This window comes from Brevundimonas denitrificans, assembly GCF_030160755.1.
Classification (GTDB): Bacteria; Pseudomonadota; Alphaproteobacteria; order Caulobacterales; family Caulobacteraceae; genus Brevundimonas; species Brevundimonas denitrificans.
Genome location: NZ_BSOY01000030.1, coordinates 1 through 26,196 on the forward strand (window position 1 = coordinate 1; position 26,196 = coordinate 26,196).

General features: G+C 69.2%; 23 protein-coding genes and 1 pseudogene. 14 read left to right on the forward strand and 10 right to left on the reverse strand.

The window, feature by feature from the left end:
- The 3 genes and pseudogenes from QQJ79_RS08085 to thiE all read right to left on the reverse strand — a co-directional run.
- Positions 1 to 255, reverse strand: a pseudogene (locus tag QQJ79_RS08085) (hypothetical protein); the annotation flags it as partial.
- A 44-nt stretch (positions 256 to 299) separates the two neighbouring features.
- Positions 300 to 1,976, reverse strand: coding sequence for a sensor histidine kinase (locus QQJ79_RS08090; RefSeq protein ID WP_284222421.1), 1,677 nt, complete (start codon positions 1,974 to 1,976; stop codon positions 300 to 302).
- Between the two features lie 73 nt (positions 1,977 to 2,049).
- Entirely contained in the window at positions 2,050 to 2,709 is a 660-nt protein-coding gene (gene thiE / locus QQJ79_RS08095; protein ID WP_284222422.1) for a thiamine phosphate synthase, read from the reverse strand.
- Positions 2,710 to 2,826: 117 nt separating this feature from the next.
- On the opposite strand from thiE, the gene QQJ79_RS08100 reads away from it, so the two are divergent.
- From QQJ79_RS08100 to QQJ79_RS08125, 6 genes are all read left to right on the forward strand, one after another.
- Positions 2,827 to 3,012, forward strand: coding sequence for a (2Fe-2S)-binding protein (locus tag QQJ79_RS08100; RefSeq protein ID WP_284222423.1), 186 nt, complete (start codon positions 2,827 to 2,829; stop codon positions 3,010 to 3,012).
- A 158-nt stretch (positions 3,013 to 3,170) separates the two neighbouring features.
- The gene (gene bfr, locus QQJ79_RS08105) at positions 3,171 to 3,671 is read left to right on the forward strand and encodes a bacterioferritin (protein WP_284222448.1); all 501 of its coding nucleotides are present in this window, start codon (positions 3,171 to 3,173) and stop codon (positions 3,669 to 3,671) included.
- Between the two features lie 45 nt (positions 3,672 to 3,716).
- Positions 3,717 to 4,262 (forward strand): tryptophan-rich sensory protein, encoded by a 546-nt coding sequence (locus QQJ79_RS08110; RefSeq protein ID WP_284222424.1) that lies wholly within the window; start codon positions 3,717 to 3,719, stop codon positions 4,260 to 4,262.
- A gap of 106 nt (positions 4,263 to 4,368) precedes the next feature.
- Positions 4,369 to 4,938 carry an elongation factor P gene (gene efp / locus QQJ79_RS08115; protein ID WP_284222425.1) on the forward strand — a complete coding sequence of 190 codons (570 nt, stop codon included), beginning with the start codon at positions 4,369 to 4,371 and terminating at the stop codon, positions 4,936 to 4,938.
- A gap of 178 nt (positions 4,939 to 5,116) precedes the next feature.
- Complete coding sequence (locus QQJ79_RS08120) at positions 5,117 to 5,920, forward strand: inositol monophosphatase family protein (protein ID WP_284222426.1); 804 nt, start codon at positions 5,117 to 5,119, stop codon at positions 5,918 to 5,920.
- A 681-nt stretch (positions 5,921 to 6,601) separates the two neighbouring features.
- Complete coding sequence (locus QQJ79_RS08125; RefSeq protein ID WP_284222427.1) at positions 6,602 to 8,581, forward strand: tetratricopeptide repeat protein; 1,980 nt, start codon at positions 6,602 to 6,604, stop codon at positions 8,579 to 8,581.
- Positions 8,582 to 8,666: 85 nt separating this feature from the next.
- Here QQJ79_RS08125 and recN read toward each other — a convergent pair whose 3' ends face one another.
- Both recN and QQJ79_RS08135 read right to left on the reverse strand, forming a co-directional pair.
- The gene (gene recN / locus QQJ79_RS08130) at positions 8,667 to 10,367 is read right to left on the reverse strand and encodes a DNA repair protein RecN (RefSeq protein WP_284222428.1); all 1,701 of its coding nucleotides are present in this window, start codon (positions 10,365 to 10,367) and stop codon (positions 8,667 to 8,669) included.
- A gap of 159 nt (positions 10,368 to 10,526) precedes the next feature.
- Positions 10,527 to 11,372: an outer membrane protein assembly factor BamD gene (locus QQJ79_RS08135; RefSeq protein ID WP_284222429.1), complete on the reverse strand. Its 846-nt coding sequence runs from the start codon at positions 11,370 to 11,372 to the stop codon at positions 10,527 to 10,529.
- A 220-nt stretch (positions 11,373 to 11,592) separates the two neighbouring features.
- On the opposite strand from QQJ79_RS08135, the gene QQJ79_RS08140 reads away from it, so the two are divergent.
- The 4 genes from QQJ79_RS08140 (at position 11,593) to pth (ending at position 15,273) form a co-directional block, all read left to right on the forward strand.
- On the forward strand, positions 11,593 to 12,528 hold the full coding sequence (locus QQJ79_RS08140; protein ID WP_284222430.1) for a ribose-phosphate pyrophosphokinase: 936 nt from the start codon (positions 11,593 to 11,595) through the stop codon (positions 12,526 to 12,528).
- 83 nt (positions 12,529 to 12,611) lie between these two features.
- Positions 12,612 to 13,721 carry a hypothetical protein gene (locus QQJ79_RS08145; RefSeq protein ID WP_284222431.1) on the forward strand — a complete coding sequence of 370 codons (1,110 nt, stop codon included), beginning with the start codon at positions 12,612 to 12,614 and terminating at the stop codon, positions 13,719 to 13,721.
- 154 nt (positions 13,722 to 13,875) lie between these two features.
- On the forward strand, positions 13,876 to 14,562 hold the full coding sequence (locus QQJ79_RS08150; protein WP_284222432.1) for a 50S ribosomal protein L25/general stress protein Ctc: 687 nt from the start codon (positions 13,876 to 13,878) through the stop codon (positions 14,560 to 14,562).
- Between the two features lie 78 nt (positions 14,563 to 14,640).
- Positions 14,641 to 15,273 (forward strand): aminoacyl-tRNA hydrolase, encoded by a 633-nt coding sequence (gene pth, locus QQJ79_RS08155; RefSeq protein WP_284222433.1) that lies wholly within the window; start codon positions 14,641 to 14,643, stop codon positions 15,271 to 15,273.
- Here the strand turns inward: pth and QQJ79_RS08160 are convergent.
- Positions 15,270 to 16,865: a DUF4139 domain-containing protein gene (locus QQJ79_RS08160; RefSeq protein ID WP_284222434.1), complete on the reverse strand. Its 1,596-nt coding sequence runs from the start codon at positions 16,863 to 16,865 to the stop codon at positions 15,270 to 15,272. The genes pth and QQJ79_RS08160 overlap by 4 nt on opposite strands.
- Before the next feature lie 17 nt (positions 16,866 to 16,882).
- A complete protein-coding gene (locus QQJ79_RS08165; RefSeq protein ID WP_284222435.1) occupies positions 16,883 to 18,316 on the reverse strand; it encodes a DUF4139 domain-containing protein in 1,434 nt (477 codons plus the stop codon).
- 131 nt (positions 18,317 to 18,447) lie between these two features.
- Between QQJ79_RS08165 and QQJ79_RS08170 the strand changes: the two genes are divergently transcribed.
- From QQJ79_RS08170 to QQJ79_RS08180, 3 genes are all read left to right on the forward strand, one after another.
- Positions 18,448 to 18,933 (forward strand): copper chaperone PCu(A)C, encoded by a 486-nt coding sequence (locus tag QQJ79_RS08170; protein ID WP_284222436.1) that lies wholly within the window; start codon positions 18,448 to 18,450, stop codon positions 18,931 to 18,933.
- Between the two features lie 80 nt (positions 18,934 to 19,013).
- A complete protein-coding gene (ychF, locus tag QQJ79_RS08175; RefSeq protein ID WP_284222437.1) occupies positions 19,014 to 20,111 on the forward strand; it encodes a redox-regulated ATPase YchF in 1,098 nt (365 codons plus the stop codon).
- 44 nt (positions 20,112 to 20,155) lie between these two features.
- A complete protein-coding gene (locus QQJ79_RS08180) occupies positions 20,156 to 21,730 on the forward strand; it encodes a hypothetical protein (protein ID WP_284222438.1) in 1,575 nt (524 codons plus the stop codon).
- Here QQJ79_RS08180 and QQJ79_RS08185 read toward each other — a convergent pair.
- Positions 21,721 to 22,206 carry a hypothetical protein gene (locus QQJ79_RS08185; RefSeq protein WP_284222439.1) on the reverse strand — a complete coding sequence of 162 codons (486 nt, stop codon included), beginning with the start codon at positions 22,204 to 22,206 and terminating at the stop codon, positions 21,721 to 21,723. The two genes, QQJ79_RS08180 and QQJ79_RS08185, sit on opposite strands and share 10 nt — an antisense overlap.
- A 130-nt stretch (positions 22,207 to 22,336) precedes the next feature.
- On the opposite strand from QQJ79_RS08185, the gene QQJ79_RS08190 reads away from it, so the two are divergent.
- Positions 22,337 to 22,600: a hypothetical protein gene (locus tag QQJ79_RS08190; protein ID WP_284222440.1), complete on the forward strand. Its 264-nt coding sequence runs from the start codon at positions 22,337 to 22,339 to the stop codon at positions 22,598 to 22,600.
- 76 nt (positions 22,601 to 22,676) lie between these two features.
- On the opposite strand, the gene QQJ79_RS08195 is transcribed toward QQJ79_RS08190, so the two are convergent.
- On the reverse strand, positions 22,677 to 23,207 hold the full coding sequence (locus tag QQJ79_RS08195; protein ID WP_284222441.1) for a porin family protein: 531 nt from the start codon (positions 23,205 to 23,207) through the stop codon (positions 22,677 to 22,679).
- A gap of 172 nt (positions 23,208 to 23,379) precedes the next feature.
- Positions 23,380 to 26,070, reverse strand: a complete 2,691-nt coding sequence (gene ppdK, locus QQJ79_RS08200) for a pyruvate, phosphate dikinase (protein WP_284222442.1) — start codon at positions 26,068 to 26,070, stop codon at positions 23,380 to 23,382.
- Positions 26,071 to 26,196: the final 126 nt, after the last annotated feature.

Consider the following 26,196-nt stretch of genomic DNA (forward strand, 5'->3'; position numbering starts at 1 on the left):
CGCCGCCGGTCGCGGAGCCGGAGGGATCGCCGCAGCCGCAGGCGGCGAGGCCGGCGCCGGTGCGACCACGGGCGCTGGAGTCGGGGCCGGGGCCAGATAGACCGCCGGAGCCGGCGGGCCGCTGTTCAGGTCGCGGGTCAGGCTGCTGGCGGGAGGAACCTGCGCGGGAGCGGGAGCCGGAGTCTGGACGGGAAGCGTCCGGGCGTGCGCGGCTCCGGCGAGCAGGAGGGCGGCGGCGGTGACGATGATTTTCATGGGGGCGACAATCCCCCTTCAACCCCCGGACGGCAAGGCCCGGGTCAGGCGGCGGGCAGTTCGACCCAGAAGGTGGCGCCTTCGCCGGGCGCCGACGTCACGCCGATGGAGCCGCCCTGCAGTTCGACCAGCCGCTTGGCCAGGGCCAGGCCGATGCCGTGGCCCTCGACCGTCGAACGCTCCAGGCCCAGCCGGTTGAAGGGTTCGAACAGCTGGGTCTGCTTCTCGACCGACAGCCCGCCGCCGCGGTCGATGACCTCGATCCGCACGCCGTCGTAGACCTTGCTCGCGCGGAAGACGACCACGCCGCCGGCCCCCCCGTACTTGACCGCATTGGAGGCCAGGTTGGCGATGACCTGGGTCAGGCGTTGGGAGTCGGCCAGGGCCACAAGGCCGTCGCCTTCGCTGATCACGTCCAGCCGGATCCCCAGGGCGTCGGGTCGCAAGGCCGTGGCGCGGCGCACATCCTCAAGCACGCCGGGCACATCCGTCGGACGAAGCTCGACCTTGACCGCGCCGGACTCGGCCCGGGCCACGTCCAGCAGGTCGTGGGCCAGGGCCTCGACCTGACGGGCGGTCTTGACCAGCATGTCGGCCATCTCGACCTGGGTGGCCGAAACCGGGCCCAACTGACCGGCCTTCCACAGTTCCCCGATGCCGATCACACCGCCGACGGGGCTCTTGATCTCGTGGGCGACGTTGGCGAGCAGGCGCGACTTGGCTTCGGACGCCCTTTCAGCGCGCACCTGACCCAGGCGGGCCCGGTCGGCGAAACGGTCGCGCTCTTCCAGCAGGGCGGCGACCAGCATGATCGGCATATAGCCGAACAGCACGAGCAGCTGCGCCATCAGGGCGCGGTCCGGGCCTTCGAACGCCACCGCATAGGGACCATAGCCCCGCATGCTGCCGCCCACGGCCAGGAGGGTGATCATGACGAGCGCCGCTGTAACCCCGAGCATGCGCAGCCTGACTGCGATGAGCAGAAGGAGCGGCATGGTGACGAAGCCGATCGGCAACGGTTGCTGCGAGAACACTGTGTAGCAAAGGACCGTCAGCCCGCCCAGCAAGACCGCCGCCTCGATGGCGCGGGCCGGCGCCCGGTAACGTGCGATCTCCCGCTTGGTCAGGGCCAGGCCGAAGCTCGACAGAACGGCGATGCTGAGGGCATGACCGAACCACCACGTCTGGGCGGAATCCAGAAAGTCAGCGCCTGTCATCCACCAGAGCATGCCGGCGGCGAAGGCCGCTGCAGGGATGGGGGCGACGACGGCGGCGGCCAGCAGGAAGCGGCAGGCGCCCTGCACGGAGGCGAGGTTCAGGGTCGGAGCGAACCGCCGCGCCAGCAGCACGGCGAGATAGATCTCCAGCATGTTGGCGACGGTGAACATCACCGTCAGCTCGGTCGAATTGCCGACGAGCAGCTCGCCGGCCGCGATTCCGGCCGCGATCAGCCCGCCGAAAGACAGGTCATAGAGCGGCCCCCGCGAGGTTCGAAGCCAGACGGCGACCGCGACTCCCGCCGCGCCCCACAGCGCCGCCACCACGCCGGCCGACCGCGCAAAGGTCAGGGACAGAACGACCAGCACCAGGACGGCCATGGCGGTGAAGACGGGCGCCATCGGCTGGCCGACGCCCCCCGGACGCGCGCCTGCGCCGAAGCGCGCCCTGGCCGGGATGTCTGCGCCGACGACAGGCTCTAGAGGTTCGAGCGCGCGGCTCATGGTCATCTTCGGGTCCGAACGGCGGGATGTCAGCCGTTTTCCTAGCCCTTCGCTTCCTAATATCCCCTGAAGGTCAGGCGATTGAGGTCAGGGCCCGATCCAGTTCCCGAACCGCGGCCGCGGGCCCGTCCGGATGGTTCCAGACGGCGGCGCTGACAGCCACGAAATCGGCCCCGGCGCGTGCGAGCTCACCGGCGGTGGCCGCCGTGATCCCGCCGATGGCGACGCAGGGAACCTCCACCGTCTCCTGCCAGATGCCCAGGATTTCCGGATCGGGGCGATGAAGCGTCGCCTTGGTCGTGGTCGGGAAGAAGGCGCCGAAGGCGACATAGTCCGCCCCGGCCTCGGCCGCGTCCATGGCCAGTTCACGGCTGTCGTGGCACGTGACGCCGATCATGGCGTCCCGGCCCATCATGGTGCGCGCCGCGCTGACGGAGCCGTCGGACTGTCCCAGATGCACGCCGTCGCAACCCGAGCGGGCCGCAAGATCGGGCCGGTCGTTGAGGATGACGGCCACGCCCCGGGCCTGGGCGATCGGCTTGAGCGCGGCCACCGCGGCCAGGACAGCCGCATCGTCGGCGTCCTTGAGCCGGATCTGCAGCGCCGCCACGTCCCCCGCGTCCAGCGCCGCCTCCAGATCGCGGGCAAAGGCCCCGAGATCGGGGATGGCGGGCGGGGTGATCAGATACAGCCGGCACGGCGGGCGTTCGGTAGCGACGGGGGTCCTGGACATGGCCGGGAAGTGCGACGGTTGCGGCGCGCCGTCAACTCGCTCTCTGCGAACGACTTGCATTCGCCGCGCCCTGTCTGCTATAGCGAACCATTCGCAACCAGTCGGGTCCAGCCTTCCGTGTACGTCTGCAACTGCAACGGTCTTCGCAAGCGTGACGTCGCCGCCGCCATCGAGGCCGGTGCGACCCGGCCGCGCGATGTCTTCACCCGCAACCAGTGCGCCGTCCAATGCGCCCGATGCGTCTGTGAAATGCGCGAGATGATCCAGGAAACCCGCCAGTCCTTCGCCATGGCGGCCGAATAGCCCTGCCCTCCGTGACGGGAGATTCATTCGCATTTTCAATGTCGTGAGAAGTGTTCGCAGGTGAACACAAGGCGGCATTGCGTGCTAAAATAACCATTCACAGACGGTGATTCACGCCGGTCGGGCCGACCGCCGCGCCGCTGACGGAAAGAATGACGATGAAGGGCGATCCCGCGATCATCCGCACGCTCAATGCGGTGCTGACCAACGAACTGACGGCGGTGAACCAGTATTTCCTGCACGCCCGGATGTTCGAAAGCTGGGGCCTGAAGCATCTCGGCCAGATCATCTACGACGAATCGATCGGCGAGATGAAACACGCCGACATGCTGATCAAGCGGGTGCTGTTCCTCGATGGCCTGCCCAACCTGCAGGACCTGCACAAGCTGAAGATCGGCGAGACCGCGGTCGAATGCCTGGGCGCCGACCTGCAGCTGGAGCTGGGCGGACGCGAGACGGTGATGGCCGGCGTGGCCCAGTGCGAGGCGGCCCGGGACTTCGTCAGCCGCGACATCCTGATGCGCATCCTCAACGACACCGAGGAGCACATCGACTTCCTCGAGGCGCAGTTCAAACTGATCGAACAGCTGGGCGAGCAGAACTATCTGCAGTCCGCCATGACCGAAATCGCGCCGGACAAGAGCGCGACCGGGAACTGACGGCCCGGCCCGCTCATTCCGCTCCGGCCACATGAGGGAGCCGGAATGACCACGATCGAACACGCACTCGACGACGTCCAGGATGCGGCGGCGAGCTTCCTCAACGCCGAAGGGCGGGGCGCCGGTCATGTGGCGCTGGGCGTCGCCGTGACCGTCGGCTTCGCTCTCGCCGCAACCCTGTTCGCCCGGCGGACCATCCGGCCTCGCCCGCAGACGCTCGCCGATGACGACGCCCCCATCACCGAGCGGCCGCGCGGGCCGCTGAGCCTGATCCTGCCGGCGGTGTTCTCGGTCACCACCCTGTCGGCGGTGCGGGTATGGAACGCCCCCGCCCGGCCCGAGCGGACCACCGCCATGGCCCTTTGGGCGGCGGCCCAGGCGCTGAACGCCGTGTGGATCGCCATGCGGCCGGCCAGCCGGAGCCTGCAGATCGCGGCGGCCATGTCCTCGGCGGGTCTGGCCGCCGCCTTCGCCCACGAGGCGCGCAAGCTGGACGCCGAGGCCGGCAAGCTGGCGTCTCCGACCGGCGGGAGCGTGCACATGGCCAATCTCATCGGGCGCAGGGCCGAACACCGTCCGACCGTGCACTGAGCGACCCCTGCCCGGCCCATGCCTTGCCGGATGGCGCGGCTTCCTCTAGGGACTGCGCCCGTTCGCGCGCCGTCGCAGGCTGCGCCCAATCCCTTCCGAGACACCCATGGCGAAGATCAACGGCAACACCATCAAGCCCGGCATGGTCCTTGAGCACAACAAGGGCCTGTGGGTCGTGACCAAGGCCAGCCACGTCAAGCCCGGCAAGGGCGGCGCCTTCGCCAACGTCGAGGCCAAGAACCTCGAGACCGGCAACAAGCTGAACGAACGCTTCCGGTCGGAAGACAAGGTCGAGCGCGTCACGCTGGAGCAGAAGGAGTTCTCCTATCTGTACGAGCAGGGCGACGCCCTGGTGTTCATGGACGACGCCACCTACGAGCAGACCGAGCTGCAGAAGGACTGGGTCGGCGAGGACCGCGTCGCCTATCTGCAGGACGGCATGAAGGTCGTGATTGAGATGCACGAGGACCGGCCCATCGGCCTGACCCTGCCCGATCAGGTCACGCTGGAAGTCGTCGAGACCGAGCCCACCGTGAAGGGCCAGACCGCCTCGTCGTCCTACAAGCCGGCCATCGCCAACAACGGCGTCCGCATCATGATCCCGCCCTACATGGGCGTGGGCGAGCGCATCGTCGTCGATACGACGACGGGCGAGTACGTTCGGCGCGCTGAATAGTGATTAGCGGCCAGTGGTTAGTGGCTGGTGGCTGCGGTTCTCGAACCGGCGGCTGGTACTCCAACGACACTGGTCACTAGCCACTAACCACCAACCACTCGGCCCCATCCGGGGCCGTTGAACTTCTCCGACTGTCCGGGCTGACGCCTTTCAAGGACCTTCGGACCAGGAGATCCCCATGGCCCTCGCCTCCGCCCTCGTTTCCGTCATGATCGACGCGGTCCGCAAGACCGCCCGGCCGATGCTACGCGACTTCGGCGAGGTCGCCCAGCTGCAGGTGTCGCGCAAGGGTCCCGGCGACTTCGTCACCGCCGCCGACGTCAAGGCCGAGGACACCCTCTACGAACTGCTGATGAAGGCCCGCCCCGGCTACGGCTTCCTGGGCGAGGAGCGCGGCCTGATCGAGGGGACCGACAAGTCCCACCTGTGGATCGTCGACCCGATCGACGGCACCACCAACTTCATGCACGCCATGCCCCACTTCGCCATCACGGTGGGCCTGCAGCGCACGGCGCCGGACGGCAGCTCAGAGATCGTGGCCGGCGTCACCTACAACCCCGTCATGAACGAGCTGTTCTGGGCCGAGAAGGGCAAGGGCTGCTATCTGAACGACCAGCGCATCCGCGTCGCGGCGCGCCGCGACCTGTCGGAAAGCCTGATCGCCACCGGCCTGCCCTTCATCGGCAAGACCGGCCACGCCCAGGCCATCAAGGACATCCACGCCATCGGCCAGCGCGTCGCCGGCATCCGCCGCCTCGGCTCGTCGGCCCTGGACTTCGCCTGGGTCGCGGCGGGGCGGTACGACGCCTACTATGAACGCAACCTCCAGCCCTGGGACGTGGCGGCGGGCATATTGTTCGTCACCGAGGCGGGCGGGATCGTCACGACCATCGACGGCGAGGGCCGGCCGGAAACGGGCGGGCAGATCCTGGCGACGAACTCGGACCTGCATCCGCAGCTGCTGAAGGTGTTGCGGGGTTAGGCCCGAGGGGGCGAGAGTCTCGCTTTCCGGACAAAAAATGTCGGCGGTGACGCCGCCGAACCGGCCGGATCCGCAACGGATGGTTCGTCGGCCCCTGGACGGTGGCGGCGACGGCTTTTGTGATGTCAAAGACCCAGGCCCGGCGGGCATTTCACCACTATGCACGCGCCTGCGTCAGAAACGGTCGTCGGGCCGGTTCCGGCGCGATGACGGCGCGCGTCAGAGGGTCGAAAGGGGCGGATCACGGTCCTCAAGGGGCGAGAAGACAGGGGGCGAGAATACACACCTTGGCGGGGGTAGATTTCGGCGCTCCGACGCCGCAGTCGCCGACGCCGTCCAGCGCCCGGCGCGGGCGAGGAATGCCCGGAGCGGGGCGCGACGCCCTTGACCGGGTCCGACCCTGAGCCGCCCTGCGACCGCTTCCGGTGGTGTGAGGGGGCCGCAATCAACGGATCAGGTCCGTGATCCTGCTCGCCCTCGCGGACCTGGCGAACATCAGGCGCGCCGCCCGACAGCTCCCGGGAGCTCGCCCTTCACTTTACGATTCCAGCCGCCAGCACCTGGTTTTGAGCTCTATCGCCCCCGCCGTGTTCGCACGATTGACTTGACCGGACCCCTTATGCGGGAAAGGTTCAACCGTTAGTCATCGAGTCATGTTCGCTCGGGGCGGGGAGTGGCGCCATGACGGAAGAAACCCTTGCGCGGCGCCCCCGCCGTCGACCCGCGTCGCGCCTCGACGAGATGCCCGACACCCCGGATGCGGTCGAGATCGCCATGAAGGCGATCGCCACCGGCGCGGATCAGCACGCCTCGGCGCGGGCCGTGCTCGAGAAGCACGCGGTCCTGCTGGATGTCCAGAGCCGGCGCGAACAGGAGGAGTGGGCCCTGCTCAGGCTGCAGCGCCTCACGCGCTGGCTGTTTATCGGCGCGGCTGCGGTCCTGTTGCTCGGTTTGGCGGCCGCTCTTTGGGCTGCGAGCCAGAGCCGCTCCCTGATCGTGGAGCCGTTCAGCGTGCCGCCAGCCCTCGCGGAGCGGGGCGTGACCGGGGAGGTGGTCGCGGCAAGGGTGCTGGACCGTCTCGCCGAAATGCAGGACCAGACAAACTCGATTCGGGCCGAGAGCAGCTATTCCAGCAACTGGCAGGACAATGTCGAGGTCAATGTCCTCGACGCCGGCTTCTCCATCGGCGAGGTCTGGCGCGCTCTGCGCCAGACGCTGGGAAAGGAGACGAGGATCAGTGGAGAGATCGTCACAGGGCAGGACGGAACTCTGACCATGACCACCCGGGCGGGCGTGCTGTCGTCCGCGCCGGTGGCGTCGGACAACGGTGATCTCGACCAACTGGTGCGATTGGGCGCCGAACGTGTCTACGGCGTGACCCAACCGTATCGCTACGCCATCTTTCTGCAAGGCGAGGGGCGATATGCGGAATCCGAGGCCGCCCTGATCGCCCTGACCCGCGCCGCCGATCCGCTGGAGCGCCGTTGGGCTTTCAATGGTCTCAGCGTGTTCCACCGCAGCAGGGGCGACATCGACGCGGCCATTTTCAACGCCCGGCAGGCCCTGGAACTCGATCCCCGGATGGTTCCGGCGCTCAGAAATCTGGGCAACGCCTACCTCGCGGTTGGACGGGAGGAGAGCACGCTGAGATACTATCGCGCATCCATGTCATCGTGGCGTCGAGACGGCAGCGGGTACAACCCGATCGAGGGGGCGACCAACGATGCCATCAGCAGGATCTGGATCGCGTACCGACTGGGGGATATCGACGGCTTTGCCGCAGCCTTCGGGGACCTGAGAGCGGTCGCCCCGGATCGAGCAGCCCCAGCCCCAATGATGGCCTCGTACGAATCCACGATCGCGATGCTGGCCCATGACTGGAGCCACGCGCGAACGATGATCTCGGCCTTGCCGGTCACAGAGGTGGACCGGCCAGACTACGACAGCGTCCTGGCCGACTTCGCGGTCGCCGCCGCGCTCGATCTCGGTGACGCGGCGGGGGCCGGCTCGAACGCACAGGCGCTGAAGGACCTGTTCGACGCACAGGTGAACTCCGCACGCCAAACGGCGCCCGAAGAGATGGCCTACCTGAACCTGTACGGCCCTACAGCCGTCTACCCGTTGGTCGCCCAGGGTCTGGCGCTCGGCGGACGGGCAGAGGAAGCGCGGGCGCTGATCGATCAGACGCCGCTGGATTGCTACGACTGCGTCGTGGCGCGCGGGCATGTCGCAGCCCTGGCCGGGAACCGTCGCGCCGCAGAACACTGGTGGCGGGAGGCCATCCGGATCGCCCCCTCCATTCCCGTGGCCTATGACTCCCTCGGCCGCAGCCGACTGGAGGCTGGCGATGGGGCCGGTGCGCTGACGCTCTTCCGGACAGCGCAGGCAAAGGGCCCGCGCTGGGCCGATCCGGTCAAGGGCGAGGCCGACGCCCTCGTCCGCCTCGGGCGCGCCCGCGAGGCCCTGCGCCGCTACGCGGCCGCCGCCGAGCACACACCCCGCTGGGGAGGGCTGCATCTTGCCTGGGCCAGGGCGCTAGAGGCGGAAGGCCGATCCCAGCAGGCGCGCGAGAAGTACAGGGCAGCGGCCGGCATGGACTTATCGGCGGCAGACCGGGCCGAGGTGACGCGGGGGATTGCAGCGGTCAGCAGTCAATCCTGACCCCTGTCGGTATGATGTCCGCCTCCCACCCCAAAGCGACACCCATCAGGTCCACCTGAAGCGACGCGGGCCGCCGCCTCTCCCATCAGCCGATCAGCGACCGCGCGGCCGCCCGCGCCTCGTCCGTCACCACCGCCCCCGACAGCATCCGCGCGATCTCCTCGCGGCGGGCGTCGTCGTCCAGCGCATCGACCGTGGTGGTGGTCACCCCGCCCGCGTCGGCCTTGCGCACCTTCCAGTGAGCGTGGCCGCGGGCCGCGACCTGGGGGCTGTGGGTCACGACCAGGACCTGGGCGCCGCGCGAGAGGCGCTCCAGCCGCGCGCCGACGGCGGAGGCGACGGCGCCGCCGATGCCCTGGTCGACCTCGTCGAAGATCATCACCGGCTGGCGCTGGTCCTCGCGCCCCGCCAGCGCCGCCTTCATGGCGAGGGCGAAGCGGGCCAGTTCGCCGCCCGAGGCGATGGCGTCCAGCGGGCCGAAGGGGGTTCCGGCGTTGGTGGCGATCTCGAAGCGGACGGTCTCGACGCCCAGCGGCCCGCGACGGCCCTCGGCGACCGGTTCGAAGGCGACCCGGAAGCGGGCGCGCTCCAGCTTCAGCGGGGCCAGTTCGTCCATCACGGCGGCGGTCAGCCGGTCGGCGGCGGCCTCGCGCGCCGAGGTCAGGAGCATGGCGGCCACGTCATAAGCCTCGCGCGCGGCCGAGGCGGCGCGTTCGGCGGCGCTGATGGCCTCGGCCCCGTCCTCGATCAGCCGCAGTTGTTCGCGGAAGCGGATGCGCAGCACCGGCAGGCTGTCGACCGATGTGTTCAGCTTGCGGGCGGCGGCGCGCAGGGCGAACAGACGCTCCTCGGCCTTGTCGAGGCGACCGGGCTCGAAATCGAAGGCGTGGGCGGCGGCGTCGACGCAGGCGATGGCCTCCTCGGCCTCGACCATGGTGCGGTCGATGGCCTCGGCGGCGGCGGCCAGTTTCTGCAGCAGCGGGTGCTCGGGGTCCGTGCCCGCCTGCCCGGCCCGCTGGCGCGCGTGCTCGACGGCGCGCAGGGCCGCCGACAGCTTCTGGGACAGCTTGTCCCCGCCCAGCGAGGTCCGGGCGTCGGCGAGATCCGCCACGGCCTTTTCCGCGGCGCCGAGGATGGCGCGTTCGCCCGCCAGTTCGGTCTCCTCGTCGGCGCGGGGGTCGAGGTCGTCGAGGTCGGCGAGGTTCTGCGTCAGCTCCTCGGCGTGGGCGGCGGCGTCGGCGGCGGCGGCCTTGAGGTCGGCGACGGTGCGTTCGGCGGACTTGAGTCGCTCCGCGGCGGCGGCCACGCCGTCCAGCTGCGGCTGCAGCCCGCCGTAATTGTCCAGCAGGGCGCGGTGGGTCTTCCAGTCCAGCAAGCCGACGGTCTCGTGCTGGCCGTGCACCTCGACCAGGGCCTGGCCGATCTCGCGAAGGGCGGTCACGCCCGCCGGCTGGTCGTTGACGAAGGCGCGGCTGCGGCCGTCGGCGGCCAGGGTCCGGCGCAGGATGAGCTCCTCGCCCGGCGCGACGTCGAAGCCCCGCTCGCTGATCAGGGCGATCAGGGCCGGGTCGTCAGGGGCGGTGAAGACAGCGGTGGCCGAGGCCTGTTTGGCCCCGGCCCGCACCAGGCCGGCGTCGGCGCGCGCGCCCAGGGCCAGGCCGAGGGCGTCGAGGATGATGGACTTTCCGGCCCCGGTCTCGCCGGTCAGCACGGTGAGGCCGCCGTCGACCTCAAGATCGAGCGCATCGACCAGCACGATGTCGCGGATGGACAGGGCGGTCAGCATGGACGCGATCCGTCGAGGCTCACGGGACCAGCAGCGCGGGGATGGCGGGCGCGGGGATCAGGAAGAGGCAAAGCGAATCGATCTCTCGGGCGACGCCGGAGGATGCTGGCCATTCACGCCCCGGGTAAAGCCCGAGGTTAGCGGAACATATCGGAAACGTCAGCCCGGAATGATCCGGCGCAGCCAGCTTTCGCGCTGGCCAGTCGGGGCGACGTCCGGCCGGCGGCCGTCTTCGGACAGCAGGGCGTAGGCCTCGGCGTACCAGGGGCTGCCCGGATAGTTGAAGCCGAGGACGGCGCCGTTGCGGGTCGCCTCTTCCGTCAGGCCGAGCGAAAGATTGACCTCGACCAGCCGGTACAGAGCCTCGGGCGTGTGCGAGGTGCGCTGGTAGGCTTCGTTGTCGATGACGGCCTTGTAGCGGTTGAGCGCCGCCAGCGGCTGGCCCGCGCGCTGGTAGTAGCGGCCGATGGCCATTTCCTTGCCGGCCAGTTGGTCGTTGACCATGTCGATCTTGACCGTGGCGTCGATGGCGTAGGACGTGCCCGGATAGCGGCGCTGCACGTCCCTGAGCCCGTCAAGCGCGGCCTGGGCATAGCCCTGGTCACGGCCCACGTCGGTGATCTGTTCGAAATTGCACAGGGCCTTCATGTAGAAGGCGTAGGGCGCGCTGGGATTGCCGGGGAACAGCTGGATGAACCGGTCCGACGCGGCGATGGCCTCGGCGTAGTTGTTGTTCTGATAGTAGGCGTAGATCTGCATCAGGATCGCGCGGCGCGACCACTCCGAATACGGATGCTGGCGCTCGACCTCCTGGAAATAGTCGATCGCATCCGCCCAGCGGTTGCGCTGCAGGCGCTGGTAGCCGGTGTTGTAGAGGGCCTCGACCGGGCGCTCCTCATAGGCCAGGCGCGGCCGCTCGGTGCGGGCGCCGCAGGCCGAGATCGTCAGGGCCGAAACAGCCACGGTGGCCAGGACCAGGCCGGCGCGGAATTTGGAAGCAGGCAAGGACGACCTCAACTTGAAATGCCGGCGGGCGCGGACCCGTCGGCGCCCCCGAAAAACGAGACGCGATCTCTACACCAGCGAACCTGCCCACGCCAATGCGCGAAGAAGAGCGCCAAAATGGCGCGCCGCGCCTTGTGGCCGGGCCGTCCGCTGGTATGTAGCGCGCCAACGCCGCGGACGCATTCTCAGCCGGGCGATGACGGCGAAAGGATGACCGGACATGAAGCTGCTCTCTGGCAACTCCAACCGGACCCTGTCCCAGGCCATCGCGGCCCACCTCGACATGCCCCTGACCAAGGCCCAGGTGAAACGGTTCGCCGACAATGAGGTCTTCGCGGTGATCGAGGAGAACGTCCGCGGCGAGGACGTCTTCGTCATCCAGTCGACCAGCTATCCGGCCAACGACAACCTGATGGAGCTGCTGATCATGACCGACGCCCTGGTGCGGGCGTCGGCGCGGCGGATCACGGCCGTCATGCCCTATTTCGGCTATGCCCGGCAGGACCGGAAGACCGGCGGCCGGACGCCCATCTCGGCCAAGCTGGTGGCCAATATGATCACCCGGGCGGGGGCGCACCGGGTGCTGACGATGGATCTGCACGCCGGCCAGATCCAGGGCTTCTTCGACATCCCGACCGACAACCTGGTCGCCACCCCCGTTCTGGCCCAGGACATCAAGGATCACTACCCGCGCGGCGACGACCTGATGATCGTCTCGCCCGACGTGGGCGGCGTCGTGCGGGCCCGCACGCTGGCGTCGCGCCTCAACGCCGACCTGGCCATCGTGGACAAGCGCCGGGCCCGGGCCGGCGAGAGCGAGGTGATGAACATCATCGGCGACGTCCACGGCCGGCGCTGCATCCTGTTCGACGACATCGTCGATTCCGGCGGCACCCTTGTCAATGCCGCCAAGGCCTTGATGGACAAGGGCGCGACCGAGGTGTCGGCCTATATCAGCCATGGCGTGCTGTCGGGGCCGGCCGTGCAGCGGATCACCGACGGACCGCTGAAGGAACTGGTGATCACGGACTCCATCGAGCAGCCCCACGAAGTTTTGAACTGCGGGAAAATCCGGACGGTTTCCGTGGCCCCGTTGATCGGCGAGGCTATCCGGCGGATCGCCAACGAGGAATCCGTGTCCAAACTGTTCGATTAACGGTCGGAAAACGGTTCTCCCCGCGTTATAAGCCATCGAACTTCGGCGCCTCGACGCGCCGGGCGTCCTTGTGGGGATTTCGCATGTTTCAGGCTCATCCGCGTCGCGGCCTTTCGTTGGCGGCCGCCGCCATCGCCGCCCTTCTGGCCAGTTGCGCGACTCCGGAGCCGGAACCCGCGCCCGCGCCGGCCCCGCCGCCTCCGGTTCACGCGCCTCTGCCCGCGGTCAGCCTGAACGAGGGCGTGGCCCAGGCCGCTTCGATCTATGTCGCCTTCATGCGCGAGGCCGGAAGCATCCAGGCCGGCTTCACCAGCGCCGAAGCGATCCAGGCCGCCATCCGCCGGGGCGCCTCCTATGAACCGGCCCAGCTGTCGCGCGGCATGATCGCCTACGGCTCGATCCTGGCGCTGCAGTCGCCGGAATTCGTGCAGGGCGTTCGCGGCCGCGCCGCTGATCCGGCGGACCGCCGGGAGATGATCGCCCGCATCGTGGCCGATCCCGCCTATGCCGCCACCCTGCCCGGCGCCGACGCCGCCGCCGGCCTGATCATCGACACCATCGGTCGTGATTCGGCGGCCATGCTGGTGATCGCCGAGGCCGTCGAGGAGGACGCCTACACCATCCAGGCGCGCAACGACCCGCGCCGCCGCTGGGCCACCGCCCATATCGCCGACCGCGTGACGCGGCTTGAGGGCGCCAAGGCCCTGTCGGCGGTGCAGATGCTTCCCTCGCCCGAGGAATCGGCCCGCCTGTTCACCGCCGCCAACTCGGGCACGGGCCTGTCCCTGAGTCCGGCACGCGCTGGACCGCCCTATACGCCGGCGGTCGCCCGGTCGCTGGCCGTGGCCGCCCTGGCTGCGCTCGGGGCCGGCGGAGAGGACGCCCGGGCCAATACCGAGGCCCTGACGGTCGAGCAGAACAGCGAGTTCTGCCTCAACATGTCCAAGCTGATGCTGTTCCAGTGCCTGGCCGCCTCGCGGCCCAGCTATGAGGACATGTTCTGCGTCGGACGCCATGTGGCGCGCGATCTGGCCACCTGTACGGCCCAGAACATCACCCCGGCTCCCATTGAAGTCCCGGCGACCGCCGTGGCCGGCGGAGCGCCGGATTCCGCCCCGGTGCAGACGCCGGTGGCCGAGGCGGCGGCGGCGGCGTCGGTCTCCGCGACCTCGGCCCTGAACAGCGGGCGCTGACGGTAGTTTCCCTTCCGGCGTCGCAATGACGTCCGGGGCGGTTGCGTCCGCGCCGGTTGGCGTGTAATGACCCGCGCTCTTGAATTCAGGGTCCCGAGACCCCGCCGCGAGGGCTGACTGGTCAGCGCGGCGTTTGTGTTGTTGAGGCGAGGCGATGGCCGAGATCATTCTGAACGTGGACGTCCGTGATGGCGTCGGCACCGGCGGCGCTCGCGCCGCGCGCCGCGCGGGCATGGTCCCGGGCGTACTGTACGGCGGCGACAAGGCCCCCGTGGCTATCTCGGTGAACGAGCGCGACTTCCGCAAGTCGCTCTACACCGGCAAGCTGCTGGGTCACCTGGTGACGCTGAAGTACGGCAAGGAATCGCAGCCGGTCATCGCGCGCGATGTCCAGTTCGACCCGGTCACCGACCGTCCCCTGCATTTCGACCTCATGCGGGTCGATGAAAAGCAGACCATCAAGATCGAGGTGCCGGTGCACTTCATCAACCAGGACCAGTGCGAAGCCTTCCGTCAGGGCGGTTCGCTGGAAATCGTCCGTCACTCGGTCGAGGTGAAGGTCCGCGCGGATCACATCCCGGAAGACCTGATCGTCGACCTGGCCGGCCACAAGATGGGCGACACCATCCGCTGGACCGACCTGAAGGGCACCAAGGACGTCGAGCCCACCATCACCGACCGTGACTTCGTGATCGCCTCGATCAAGACGTCTTCGGCCGCCATCTCGGCCGCCGCCGACGAAGCCCACGACGCGGAAGTGGCCGCCGAGGTCGAAGCGACCGAACAGGCCGCCGCCGAGGAAGCCGGCGAAGCCGCCGCGGAAGACACCGCCGAGGGCTGATCGCCCTTCGACAAACTGCTACTGGAACGGCCCCATCCGGAAACGGACGGGGCCGTTTCCTTATCCGGACCTCGCGCCATGATCATCATCGCCGGCCTGGGCAATCCGGGCCCCAGATACCAGGGCAACCGCCACAACATCGGCTTCATGGCCGCCGACGAGATCGCGCGGCGCTGGTCGTTCGGGCCCGAGCGGGCCAAATTCCAGTCGGTGATCCGCGAGGGCGAGGTCGCCACGGCGGCTGGTCCCGTGCGCGTCCTGCTGATGAAGCCCCAGACCTTCATGAACGAGAGCGGCCGGGCCGTGGCCGAGGCGGCGCGCTTCTACAAGGTCCAGCCCGGCGCGGTCATCGTCTTCCATGACGAGATCGACCTGGCCCCCGGCCGCTTCCGCATGAAGACCGGCGGCGGGGCGGCGGGCCAGAACGGCGTGCGCAGCCTGATCAGCCAGCTGGGCCCGGACTTCCGCCGCGGCCGCATGGGCGTCGGCCATCCCGGCGACCCGACGCTGGTGCACGGCCATGTGCTGAGCGACTTCCACAAGGCCGACCGGACCTGGCTGGAGCCGATGCTGGACGCCGTCGCCGACGCCCTGCCCTTCGCCCTCGCCGGCGACGACGACCGCTACCAGGCCGAGGTCATGCGCCTCGCGCCAGCCCCGAAATTCAGCCCGCGCCAGGCGGCGGAGAAGGCCGCGCGGGGCGAGGGCTAGTTCTCGTATTCGATGGTGTAGGTCAGGATCTGGCTGCCGCCCGCGGGTATGCGCAGCCGCCAGATCGGATAGCCGCCCGGTGCGATCACGCTCCGCGCGCTTGAGCGGACGATGCGGAAGCCGCGGTGGTTCGACTCGCCAGGCCTAATCTCGATCTCCACCGGCTGCGGCTTGTCGTTCCGGACGGTGATCGCGAGCGAGGCGCGCATCCGCTCGTAGTCATCCCTTCGGCCGAGAGTCTCCTCGGCGACCGTTTCCTGCTCGACCGTCAGGTCCATGGCCTCGCCGAAGAACAGTTCGACCGGCAGCCCCACCCCCTTGTCCTCGAACCGCGCCTGGCCGGCGAACACCGTACGACCGGCCTGGGTCTCCATCAGGCTGACCCCGCCGCCCGGCAGGGGCAGCCCCAAACCCATCTCTTCCTCGTTTATCAACCGCAGGAGAAGGCCGGGCTGGACGACCTCATCGTCATCCCCGGCGAGGACCATGGTGGCGTAGGTCCGGGTGAACCGGACGTCGGCCTGTTCCAGGAACTGCACCTGTTTGGTCTGACGCGCATTGACGTCGGTCGGTTCGGGCAGGGTGTAGATCTTGTAGTCGCCCAGTTCGCCGAGGCGGACGGTGCGGCTGCCGGTGACGACGACTTCGTCGATGTCCGTCAACAGATCTCCCCGGCTGGCCTGGATCACAGGGCTCGCCGCGTACACGACCCCTCGCACCCGCGACCCCGTCACCACGACGTCCTCCGGCGCGCCCGTCGTCGTATCGAGCGGCCAGCAGACCGGAGCCCGGGCCACTTCCACGGCCTCAACCGGCACGGTGTCCCCGTCGCGGTTCAGATTGCCCGCCACGACCTGCACCGGCGAGTCGGCGAAGCCCGTGCCGCCGAAATTGGCCAGGGTGATCCAGCCGGTCAGGGCCAGTGAACGGCCATCGGGATTGAGCCGCGCCACATAGTCCGCCGACCATTGCAGCCCGGTGGCCAGATAGGCCAGGGTCACCGTATGCCGCCCGGCCGTCTCCGCCCGGGTGCGGATCGACAGCACCGGCTGGTCGCTGAGCCCCTCCGGCACGCGGTCGAACAGGATGCGGTCGGTCAGGCCGGAGCAGTTCAGGGCCTCCAGCCGCCCGTCGATCTCCAGCACCGTCCCCATCGGCCCCGAGCGGACGATGGCGGCCTTCTCGACCTGTTCGCCCGTCGCCGGATTGGTGCGCACCACCCGCACCACCTCGCCCACGGACCGCTGCAGCAGCGAGCCGGGGCTGAGCAGGTCGAAGTCAGTGTTTCGCTCAAGGACCTGCGCCGGCAGGCCGTCCAGGGTCGCCGTCTGGGGCACGATGCCGGTGGCCACGCCGCGCAGCCGGATGACAGCCTCGCCTGCGGGCAGGTCGATGGTCCGTGTCTCGACGATCAGGGCCAGACCTTCCTGATCCAGTCGCTCCCACGGCTGGTTCGACCGTTCCAGCAGCGCCGCCGTGTCCACGGGCCGATCGCGATAGATCACCACCGCCGTCCGCTCCGATCCCGGCGAGATCACCTCGACCTGGGCCAGGACCGGTCCCGCCAGCGCGGCCAGGGCCGCGGCGAGCATCAGGCACCGCACGGCGATCAGCCGCCGGTGACGACGGCGGCGGTCAGCACGGTCTCGCCGTTGGCGGGCACGGGCACGCGCCAGACGATGGTGTTGGCGTCCTGGACCACCCCCTCGATCGACTGGTCCTCCAGCCGGGTGTCGCGGCCCAGGCCGTGCTGGCGGACCTCGACCACGACGGCCTCGGAGCGGGCGTTGCGGACCGCGTACTCCATCTCGAACCGGGTCCGCCAACGGTAGTAGGCCGGCTTGGGCGCTGCCTGGCTGGAGACGACGCGCGGCTGGACGGTGACGTCGAAGGCCTGGCCGGTGGTGATGACGATGTCCGATCCGGCGGGCGTGTGGGCCACCTGATCCTCGCCGATGAAGCGGGGCTCGCCGGTCTCGTCATTGACATAGACACGGGCGACCCCGGCCGGCAGCTGGGTCCCCACGCCCGAGGCGCGGTCGTTGGAGAAGATCACCGCCACCTCCGCCGCGCGCGGATCCGTCTCCGTGGTGAAGCTGTCGGCCTCGAACAGATAGCGTTTCGAGGCCGGCACATCGGCGACGTCGATCAGCCCGACCTGTTTGGTCTGGTTGTTGGCCACGGTGACCGGCTCGGGCAGCGGATAGATGTAGACGTCGGCCAGGCCCTGGGCCCCGCCCTGCTCTGTTCCATTGCCCCGCACCGCCGGACGCGGCGGCTGCGGATAGCCCCGTCCGTAGGGACTGTTGTTGTTGATCAGCGACACATCGCCCGCCACCACCCGGGTGTCGGCGTTTGTGAAGGTCACGCCGGACTGGTTGGTCAGGGTGATCCAGCCGGTCAGGTCCAGCCGCCCCGCCCGCTCGTTGAAACGGGCCACATAGTCGGCCTTCCACTGCAGGCCGGTGGTCAGATAGGTCAGGGTGACGTCGCGCTGCCCCGCCCCCTCGGCGTCGAGGGTGACGCTGAGCGTCGGCCGCGGGCGCAGATTTTCGGGCACCTCGTCGAAGATCACCCGCGTGGGCACGCCGTCGTCGCGCAGGACCTCGATATGGTCGCCGACCCGCAGCACCACGCCCTGGTTGGCGGCCAGCACCGTGGCCCGCTGCGTCTCCTGCGCCCCGCTGCCGGGATTGGTGCGGACGATGCCGATCTCGTCGCCGACCGCCGACTGCATCAGCTTGTCGGGGGTCAGCAGGTCATAGTCGAAATTCTGCTCGACGACCGACAGGCCGCGGCCGGACAGGCCGACCGTCTCGGGCCGGATGCTGGCGGAGACGCCAGGGAATTCGCGCCGCGAACGGCCCGCGGGCACGGTCAGGGAGCGCGTATCCTCTACCAGGGCGATGTTCTGGTTGTAGATGGTCAGTGAGACGGCGTCGGGGCCGCCTGAGCCGTCCTGGGCCTCCTGGGCCGCGACCGGCGCGCCCGCGAGCAGGACCAGGGCGGCGGCGCCGGTCATCAGGTTGAGGCGGACATTCATGCGGAGGCTCCCGGACTGCGTGTGAAAGCGTGTCACGCGCTCAGGGGGCTGTCCATTGGCAAGCGTGACAGGCCGCCGCCTTGTCGCCGGCGCGCGCGGGAGCTAGACCCGCCGTCGCCCAAGGAGCCGTCATGACCCGTCCCCTGATCCTCGTCGCCGCCCTGCTCACCCTCGCCGCCTGCAGTCCGGGCGACGCCGGGGGGTCCGGCGAAGCCGCGACCGTGCGGGTTGCGGGCGCGATCTGCCGCCCGACCCCGGTCGGCCGCCAGATGACCGGCTGCTACCTGACCCTGACCGCCGCGACCGCCGACCGGCTGGTCTCGGTCAACAGCCCTGACGCCAACATGGTCCAGATCCACGAAAGCCGGATCGAGAGCGGCATGATGATGATGGGCGAACTGAGGGAAGGCCTCCCCCTGCCCGCCGGCGAGACCGTGACCCTGGAGCCGGGCGGCAACCACCTGATGCTGATGGGGGTGAAGGAGCCCCTGGTCGCCGGCGACACCGTCGCCCTGACCCTGACCTTCGAGTCCTCGCCGCCGGTTGAGGTGACCGCGACCGTCGGCCAGCCGGCCGTGGCGGAGACCGGCGGGACGGCCGCCCCCGCCGCCGCCTGACCCGCCCGACAACGCCCGAGCCTGACAAACCGGTCACGACCGGCTAAAGGCTCGCGCTCACGAGGAACCTCCCCAAGACCATGGCCCTGAAAGTCGCGATCGTCGGCCTGCCCAATGTCGGCAAGTCCACCCTGTTCAACGCCCTGACCAAGACGGCGGCGGCGCAGGCCGCCAACTATCCGTTCTGCACCATCGAGCCCAATACGGGCGATGTGGCCGTGCCCGAGCCGCGGCTTGAGGTGCTGGCGTCGATCGCCGGGTCGAAGGAAATCATCCCCTCGCGGATCACCTTCGTCGACATCGCCGGCCTGGTGCGCGGCGCGTCCAAGGGCGAGGGCCTGGGCAACCAGTTCCTGGCCAACATCCGCGACTGCGATGCGGTGGCCTTCGTGGCCCGTTGCTTCATCGATGACGACATCACCCACGTCGAGAACCGCATCGACCCGATCAGCGATCTCGAGATCATCGAGACCGAGCTGATGCTGGCCGACCTCGAAAGCCTCGAGAAGCGGGTCGTCAACGTCGAGAAGAAGGCCAAGGGCGGGGACAAGGACGCGCAGCAGACCCTGCGCCTGATCAACATGGCCCTGACGCCCCTGCGCGCCGGCAAGCCCGCCCGCGTGGTCCAAGTCGACAAGGAGGACGAGAAGGCGTGGCACATGCTGCAGCTGCTGACCTCCCTGCCGGCGCTCTATGTCTCCAACGTCGATGAGAACTCGGCCGACAAGGGCAATGAATTGTCCGACCTGGTCGCGGCGCGCGCCGCCCAGGACAACGCCAAGGCCGTGGTCATCTCGGCCAAGATCGATTCCGAACTGGCCGTGCTGGACGCCGAGGAACAGGCGGAGTTCCTCGAGAGCCTCGGCCTGGCGGAACCTGGCCTGAACCGGCTGATCCGCGAGGCCTACGCCCTGCTGGGCCTGCAGTCCTATTTCACCGTGGGGCCCAAGGAAGCGCGCGCCTGGACGATCCCGATCGGGGCCACCGCGCCGCAGGCGGCGGGCGTGATCCACACCGATTTCGAGAAGGGCTTCATCCGCGCCGAGACCATCGCCTTCGACGACTTCGTCGCCCTGAAGGGCGAAGCGAAGGCGCGCGAGGCGGGCAAGCTGCGCGCCGAGGGCAAGAGCTATGTCGTCAAGGACGGCGACGTGATGAATTTCCTGTTCAACGGATGATCGTTCAAGGCTAGCCTTTCATCTTCCTGTTGCGTGAGGATCGAATGCGCCGCCTGTTGCTGATCGCCGTCCTGGCCCTCGTTCCGACCGTCGCCCTTGCCCAGGAGCCGGCCGCGCCGCCGGCGCCGCCGGCCGCCGAAATCGATCCGGGAGCCGCCGCGCCGGTGGGCCTGTCGGAACGGTTCACCGCCGCCTTCATCGGGCTGGAGCCCGCGGGCGAGCCCGAGGTCCACCCCGCCGCGCGGCGTGACCAACCCGTCCTGATCGCGCCGCTCCGGCTGGTCGAGGAGGGACGGCTGGATGCGACCATCGCCACGGCGGATCGCCGCATGGCCGCCGGGACGCTGGTGACGCACCGGCGCTTCTCGGCCGGGGTGGCCGCCGAACAGTCGGACAGGCTCGAGGCCTGGTGCGGCATCGGCGAGGAGCGGCGCGGATCGCGCTGGTCGCCCGCCACGGTCTGCATGGTGCACACGCCCGACGGCCAGGCCAATCTCGGCGGCCCGCTGTATTCGTTCTTCCCCTGGTGGTTGGTGACCAGCCTGACCTTCGCCGACGTCGACGCGCGGGCGCCGCGGGTGGCCGTCACGCCCGCCGCCTCGAACAGCGCCTTTTCGCTGACCGTGGCCTTCGTGCGAATTCGCGAGGGCCAGGTGCGGCTTTCACGCCGGATCGTGGGACCGGGTCAGGAAGAAGGACGCACCTCCACCTTCCCGATGACGACCGTCGATGTGCCGATGACCGGCGGCGTCGCGGCCTGGGTCTATGACGGCCTCGAGCTGACCCTGACGCCGAACCGGTATCGCGACGCCCTGACCGTCACCAGCCGCCGCATTGCGCCGCCGGTCGACCAGACCGTGGCGGGCGGCGAAGGGCTGGCGCGGGCGCTGCGCGCCGACGATGACGAGGACGCCGCGCCGATCGAACCGACGCCGGGCGTCATCGGCGGGGTCCTGCTTCGGCCGGAACGCCTTGCCGTCGCGGCGGGACCGGTGGCGCGCGGCGGCGTGCTGGCCTCGGGCTCGATGGAACACGCCCGAACGGGCCGCTTCCGGCAGGACACGGTCATCGAGGGCTCGATGAGCCCGCGCATCGCCGCCGGCACGGTGGCGCACCGCGTGGAGGTGTTGCGCACCTCGGCGCTCGGGACGCGCAGCCTGTCGACCTTCTGGTGCGCCCCGGTTTCGGCCATGACCGTGTTCGGCCGTCAGGACGACCAGCAGACCTGCTTCCGTCGCCGGGGCGGCCGCTATGAAGGCCTGTGGCCGGATACGGGGCGGAGCTGGCTGACGACCACGGACCGGTCCTCGACCCCGCTGTCCCGCTATCTCGCCGCGCTGGACATCGAGGAATCGGACACCGACCTGATCGGGCCGATGGACGTGCGGTTCGAACTGCAGCGCCTCACGCCGACGCTGGCGGTGGTGCGCATCCTCGCCCGACGCGAGGAGCAGGACGCGCTGGTGATGACCGTCTCACAGCCGGTCGAGAACGGGACGGCGGTCTTCCCGCTGTGGACGCACCGGCTGGTGCTCTCGGTCGCGGGGGAACAGGCGACGGCGACGCTCGCCGCCGATGGCGACGGATCGGGCCTGGCGGAGGTCGGCGCCTATCCCTGAGGCGCGACGGCCGCCGCCGGCGCGGGGCAGCGCACCAGGCTGATCACCGCATTGTTCCGGTTCAGCCAGGTCAGGCGCATGCCCTCGCCATGCACCGCCATCTGGATTCGCTCGTTCGAGGTCTGCCCCTCCGCTGCGCAGGCCAGCGCCGCCTGATAGCCGTCGGCGACCTGGGTGATCGACAGGATGCCGCAACTGTTCTCATAGCCCTCGAACCGGGTGGTGGTGATCTCGATCGGCCGCTCCGCGCCTTGCAGATTGGCGCACCAGCCGACGTTGGCGGCCCAGCGACCCACGAAGGTCTGCGGTCCCGATCCCGGCAGGATGGAGCCGACGCCCGGCGGCGGGGTCGGCGGCGGGGCCTCGGCCTCCGGCGTATCGATCGGCGCGGCCGGATCCGTCGGCGGATTGGTCCCGGCCTGGCCGCATGCGGCAAGCGTCAATACGGCGAGGATGGCGAGGCGATTTGAGGTCATCAGGCATGAACGCCGTTCGGTCGTCGCGGCTCCAAACTTTCCCCCTGATCACGAATTCGCGGTCACGCTTGCATCGTCCGCAAGATTTTGCGACCGGTTCGCTTGTGTCGAGAACAAGGGGGCGTCCCGCATGACTCAGAACACCAATCCGTGGGCGAAACAGATCGATCCGCTGGCGCAGGACATCGCCGCGGTGCTCAGACGGATGGGCGGCTCGGCCCACCAGCGGGACGTCGTCCAGTGCGTCGCCGCCATGAAACGACAGCGCGGCGAGACCGTCGCCCAGGACCTCGCCAACAAGATCGTCGAGGCGTTCGAACGCTATCGCGACCTGTTCTTCAAACCCTTCGGCGAAGGCTCGATGCGGTGGGCCCTGCAACCCGGCGTCGCCTGATCCCACACGGTTGAACCCACGAAAAGGCGCGCACCCCGCGAGGGATGCGCGCCTTCGTCGTTCAGGCGATGAGGTCCTAGAAGCGGCGGACGTAGCTCAGGCCGTAGGTGTCCAGTTCACCGCCGTTGTCGTCGGTGAAGTCGCGGCGGGTCCAGTCGGCGCGGACGCCGTTCTGCGCGTCGAAGAAGTAGTTGGCGCCGACGCCGTAGTTGACGCTCTCGCCGTCCTCGGTCGCGCTGAAGCCCGCGACGTCGGCCTTGATCTGGGTCGTGCCGTAGCCGACGCGGCCGAACAGTTCGAAATTCTCGTTGATCGGCAGGGTGGCGACGCCATAGGCGGCGACGTCATATTCATGGGACAGGTCGCCGGTCACGCCGCCGACGGTGACGTCGTCGTCCTTGACGCCGAACGAGGCTTCGCCCTCGACGCCGAAATACGGGGACACCCTGGCGGTCACGCGGCCGGTGACGGCGCCGAGGTTGGCGTCGTCGCCGTCCAGGACGGTGTAGCCGACCGAGCCCGAGACCTGCGGGGAGGAGATGCTCTGGGCCATGGCCGGCGCGGCGATCAGAGTAAGGGCGGCGGTCGCGAGAAGAATGTTACGCATTGTTTCTTGTATCCTCTAGATGCGGTGACTTTCGTCACCAGCCCCATCCAGCGAGGACACAAATGGGTCGATGATGAAGGCGTTCCAGAGGCGGCCGTTTACATAACAAGGACTGTGTGGCGCGAAACACAGACAGCGGTTTTCCAACCTCGGCTGTTTCGTGGCCGGTCCCTCACCGATCCTTCTCTCGCGCCTCCCCGCCCCGGGACACCAACGCCGCCTGGGCCGCCGCGAGCCGGGCGATCGGCACCCGGTAGGGGGAGCAGCTGACGTAGTCGAGGCCGACCTCTTCGCAGAAGGCGATGGAGGCCGGGTCGCCGCCGTGTTCGCCGCAGATGCCCATCTTGATGCCCGGCCGCGCCGCCTCGCCGCGCTCGGCGGCGATGCGGATCAGGTCGCCGACGCCGTCCTGGTCGAGCCGGACGAAGGGATCGGTCTCGAAGATGCCCTTGTCCATATAGGCCTGCAGGAACCGGCCGGAGTCGTCACGGCTGATGCCGAAGGTGGTCTGGGTCAGGTCGTTGGTGCCGAAGCTGAAGAACTCGGCGTATTCGGCCAGATCGGCGGCGCGCAGGGCGGCGCGCGGCAGTTCGATCATGGTGCCGACGAGGTAGTCGACCCGGTCGTCGGCCTCGGCGAAGACGGCCTCGGCGGTGCGGTCGGTCAGTTCGCGCAGGTATTTCATCTCCAGCCCGAGGGCGACCAGCGGGTGCATGATCTCGGGGATGGGGGCCTCGGTCGCAGTCTCCTTCACCTCCAGCGCCGCCTCGAGAATGGCGCGGACCTGCATCTCGTAGATCTCGGGATAGGCGACGCCCAGCCTGCAACCCCGGTGGCCGAGCATGGGGTTGGTCTCGTGCAGCTCCCGGGCCCGGCGCTTCAGCTTGGCGGCGTCGAGGCCCTGGGTCGCGGCGAGGGCGTCGATCTCCGCGTCCGAATGGGGGATGAATTCGTGCAACGGCGGGTCGAGCAGGCGCACTGTCACCGGCAGGCCGGCCATGATGGTGAACAGTTCGACGAAGTCGGCCTTCTGGAACGGCGCGATCTTCGCCAGGGCGGCGCGGCGGCCGGCCTCGTCGTCGGCCAGGATCATCTCGCGCACGGCGGCGATGCGGGCGTCGTCGAAGAACATGTGTTCGGTGCGGCACAGGCCGATGCCCTCGGCCCCGAAGCCGCGCGCGGTCTTCGCATCCAGCGGCGTCTCGGCATTGGCGCGGACCCGAAGCCGGCGCACCTTGTCGGCCCAGGCCATGAGGGTCTGGAAGTCGCCGGTCAGTTCGGGCTCGATCATGGCCACGGCGCCGTCCAGCACCTCGCCCTTCGAACCGTCGATGGTGATGATCTCGCCGGCCTTGAAGGTGCGGCCGCGGGCGGTGAAGGTCCCGGCCTTGTCGTCGATCGACAGCTCATTGATGCCGCAGACGCACGGGCGACCCATGCCCCGGGCCACCACGGCGGCATGGCTGGTCATGCCGCCCCGGGCGGTCAGGATGCCGCGCGCCGCGTGCATGCCATGGATGTCCTCGGGCGAGGTCTCCTCGCGCACCAGGATGACGGCGTCGCCGAGCTGGTTCAGCCGCTCGGCCTCGTCGGCGTCGAAGACGATCTTGCCGGTGGCGGCGCCCGGCGAGGCGGGCAGGCCCGCGGCGACCACGGTGCGCGACGCCCTGGGGTCGAGCGTCGGGTGCAGCAGCTGGTCCAGGGCCGAGGGCTCGACGCGCGACACCGCCTCCTCTTCCGAGATCACGCCCTCGGCGGCCAGATCCACGGCGATCTTCAGCGCCGACTTGGCGGTGCGCTTGCCGTTGCGGGTCTGCAGCATCCAGAGCCGGCCCTGTTCGACCGTGAACTCGATGTCCTGCATGTCGCGGTAGTGGCTCTCCAGCCGCCCGACGACGTCGACGAATTCGGCGAAGACGACCGGCATGGCCTCTTCCATCGAGGGGGCGGTCTCGCCCATCTCCTCGCGGCCGGCCCGGGTCAGGGACTGGGGCGTGCGGATGCCGGCCACGACGTCCTCGCCCTGGGCGTTGATCAGGAACTCGCCGTAGAGTTTGGCCTCGCCGGTCGAGGGGTTGCGGGTGAAGGCGACGCCGGTGGCCGAGGTCTCACCCATGTTGCCGAAGACCATCGACTGCACATTGACCGCCGTGCCCCAGCTCTCGGGGATGTCGTGCATGCGGCGATAGAATTTGGCCCGGTCGTTCATCCAGCTGGCGAAGACGGCCGAGACGGCGCCCCACAGCTGGTCATGGGGGTCCTGCGGGAAGGGCTGGCCCAGCCGGTCCTCGACCACGGCCTTGTAGTCGGCGACGACCTTTTCCCAGTCGGCGGCGGTCAGGTCGGTGTCGATGGTGACGCCCAGCCGGTCCTTGTGGTCATCCAGCACCTCCTCGAAGTCGTCATGCGACAGGCCGAGGACCACGCTGGAATACATGGTGATGAAGCGGCGGTAGCTGTCGAAGGCGAAGCGCCGGTCGCCGGACAGGGCGGCGAGCCCCTCGACCGTCTCGTCGTTGAGGCCGAGGTTCAGGACCGTGTCCATCATCCCCGGCATGGAGGCGCGGGCGCCCGAGCGCACCGAGACCAGCAGGGGGTTCTTCGGGTCGCCAAAGGTCTTGCCGACGACCTGCTCGACCTTCTGGAGGCCGGCGGCGACCTGGTCGGCCAGGGCGTCGGGGTAGGTCTGGCCGTTGGAATAGTAGTGGACGCAGGCCTCGGTGGTGATGGTGAAGCCGGGGGGCACCGGCAGGCCGAGCGAGGACATCTCGGCCAGGTTCGCGCCCTTGCCGCCGAGCAGGTTCTTCATCGACGCATCGCCGTCGGCGGAGCCCCCGCCGAAGCCGTACACCCACTGAGTCATCGCCTGGTCCCTGAGCCCTGATCGTATCCGGCCTGACTAACGTGCTGCGCCCGCGAAGGCGAGGCCGGGGCCGTAACAAAGCGTGAGCGGATGTGGCGGTTCCGGTGCGTAGGGGAGCAGGCAAGC

Bases quoted from the DNA above. Each gene is read 5' to 3' on its own strand.
- ppdK (WP_284222442.1), bottom strand. From the start codon at position 26,070: ATGACTCAGTGGGTGTACGGCTTCGGCGGGGGCTCCGCCGACGGCGAT.
- QQJ79_RS08140 (WP_284222430.1), top strand. From the start codon at position 11,593: ATGAAGCTGCTCTCTGGCAACTCCAACCGGACCCTGTCCCAGGCCATC.
- QQJ79_RS08110 (WP_284222424.1), top strand. From the start codon at position 3,717: ATGACCACGATCGAACACGCACTCGACGACGTCCAGGATGCGGCGGCG.
- QQJ79_RS08170 (WP_284222436.1), top strand. From the start codon at position 18,448: ATGACCCGTCCCCTGATCCTCGTCGCCGCCCTGCTCACCCTCGCCGCC.
- QQJ79_RS08185 (WP_284222439.1), bottom strand. From the start codon at position 22,206: ATGACCTCAAATCGCCTCGCCATCCTCGCCGTATTGACGCTTGCCGCA.
- efp (WP_284222425.1), top strand. From the start codon at position 4,369: ATGGCGAAGATCAACGGCAACACCATCAAGCCCGGCATGGTCCTTGAG.
- QQJ79_RS08090 (WP_284222421.1), bottom strand. From the start codon at position 1,976: ATGAGCCGCGCGCTCGAACCTCTAGAGCCTGTCGTCGGCGCAGACATC.
- QQJ79_RS08150 (WP_284222432.1), top strand. From the start codon at position 13,876: ATGGCCGAGATCATTCTGAACGTGGACGTCCGTGATGGCGTCGGCACC.
- thiE (WP_284222422.1), bottom strand. From the start codon at position 2,709: ATGTCCAGGACCCCCGTCGCTACCGAACGCCCGCCGTGCCGGCTGTAT.
- QQJ79_RS08160 (WP_284222434.1), bottom strand. From the start codon at position 16,865: ATGCTCGCCGCGGCCCTGGCCGCGCTGGCGGGACCGGTCCTGGCCCAG.
- QQJ79_RS08180 (WP_284222438.1), top strand. From the start codon at position 20,156: ATGCGCCGCCTGTTGCTGATCGCCGTCCTGGCCCTCGTTCCGACCGTC.
- ychF (WP_284222437.1), top strand. From the start codon at position 19,014: ATGGCCCTGAAAGTCGCGATCGTCGGCCTGCCCAATGTCGGCAAGTCC.
- QQJ79_RS08145 (WP_284222431.1), top strand. From the start codon at position 12,612: ATGTTTCAGGCTCATCCGCGTCGCGGCCTTTCGTTGGCGGCCGCCGCC.
- QQJ79_RS08165 (WP_284222435.1), bottom strand. From the start codon at position 18,316: ATGAATGTCCGCCTCAACCTGATGACCGGCGCCGCCGCCCTGGTCCTG.
- recN (WP_284222428.1), bottom strand. From the start codon at position 10,367: ATGCTGACCGCCCTGTCCATCCGCGACATCGTGCTGGTCGATGCGCTC.
- QQJ79_RS08195 (WP_284222441.1), bottom strand. From the start codon at position 23,207: ATGCGTAACATTCTTCTCGCGACCGCCGCCCTTACTCTGATCGCCGCG.
- pth (WP_284222433.1), top strand. From the start codon at position 14,641: ATGATCATCATCGCCGGCCTGGGCAATCCGGGCCCCAGATACCAGGGC.
- QQJ79_RS08190 (WP_284222440.1), top strand. From the start codon at position 22,337: ATGACTCAGAACACCAATCCGTGGGCGAAACAGATCGATCCGCTGGCG.
- QQJ79_RS08125 (WP_284222427.1), top strand. From the start codon at position 6,602: ATGACGGAAGAAACCCTTGCGCGGCGCCCCCGCCGTCGACCCGCGTCG.
- QQJ79_RS08120 (WP_284222426.1), top strand. From the start codon at position 5,117: ATGGCCCTCGCCTCCGCCCTCGTTTCCGTCATGATCGACGCGGTCCGC.
- bfr (WP_284222448.1), top strand. From the start codon at position 3,171: ATGAAGGGCGATCCCGCGATCATCCGCACGCTCAATGCGGTGCTGACC.